The sequence below is a fragment of the Micromonospora globispora genome (genome assembly GCF_003857015.1).
In the GTDB taxonomy this organism is placed as follows: Bacteria; Actinomycetota; Actinomycetes; order Mycobacteriales; family Micromonosporaceae; genus Micromonospora; species Micromonospora globispora.
In genome coordinates, this window is record NZ_QGGF01000770.1 from 1 (window position 1) to 985 (window position 985).

The window sequence follows — 985 nt, forward strand, 5'->3', positions numbered from 1 at the left end:
GTGTTCCGCACCGGGTTTGATGGAGACATCGAAACCTGGGAGGAACACCAGCGATGCCCGCACCGAAGAAGTACAACGATGAGCTGCGTGAGCGTGCGACCCGGTTGGCGGTCGAGGCCCGTCGGGATCCGGCGTCCGCGGTCGGAGCGATCCGTCGGATCGCCGGTCAGCTCGGGGTTCATCCGGAGGCGTTGCGCACGTGGGTGAAGAAGGCCGAGACCGACGCCGGTGACCGGCCGGGCACCACCAGCAGCGACGCGGAACGCCTCGCCGCGTTGGAACGGGAGGTGCGTGAGCTGCGGCGGGCGAACCAGATCCTGAAGTCCGCGGCGTCTTTCTTCGCGGCGGAGTTGGACCGTCCGTCGCGATGAAGGTCGAGTTCGTCGACTCCCAGCGGGAGCGACACGGTGTCCAGCCGGTCCTGCAGGCGCTCGCAGACACGCCGGCACAGATCGCACCGTCGACCTACTACGCCGCCAAGACCCGCCCCTCCAGCGCCCGATCCCGGCGCGATGAGGAGCTGACCGAGGTGATCGAGCGGATCCATGCGGAGAACTACGGCGTCTACGGGGCACGCAAGATCTGGCACGAGCTGCACCGCCAGGATATCGAGGCGGCCCGGTGCACCGTCGAGCGGCTGATGCGCGAGTCCGGGCTACGCGGGCTGCTGCGCGACAAGTCGCCGCGCACGACCCGGCCGGCGGCCGAGACCAGCCGACCCGCTGACCTGGTCAAACGTGACTTCACCGCAGCCGGCCCGAACCAGCTGTGGGTCGCCGACCTGACTTACGTGCGCACGAGTGTGGGCTGGGTGTACGCCGCCTTCGTCCTCGATGTGTACTCCCGCATGATCGTCGGCTGGCAGGTGTCCACGAGTCTCTACACCGATCTGGCTCTCGACGCGCTGAAGATGGCGATCTGGCGTCGCGAAAATCAAGGCGCTGACCTGGGCGGACTGGTCCACCACTCCGACCGTGGAGTCCAG

Annotated in this window: 2 protein-coding genes; both read left to right on the plus strand. The window is 67.8% G+C overall.

Annotation, left to right across the window (positions count from 1 at the left end; translation table 11 throughout):
- Window positions 1-53 precede the first annotated feature (53 nt).
- A complete protein-coding gene (locus DKL51_RS33610; RefSeq protein WP_124813254.1) occupies window positions 54-371 on the plus strand; it encodes a transposase in 318 nt (105 codons plus the stop codon).
- A partial coding sequence (locus DKL51_RS33615; protein ID WP_124813256.1) for an IS3 family transposase occupies window positions 368-985 on the plus strand: 618 nt, incomplete at its 3' end. The genes DKL51_RS33610 and DKL51_RS33615, both read left to right, overlap by 4 nt.

Bases quoted from the DNA above. Each gene is read 5' to 3' on its own strand.
- DKL51_RS33610 (WP_124813254.1), top strand. From the start codon at position 54: ATGCCCGCACCGAAGAAGTACAACGATGAGCTGCGTGAGCGTGCGACC.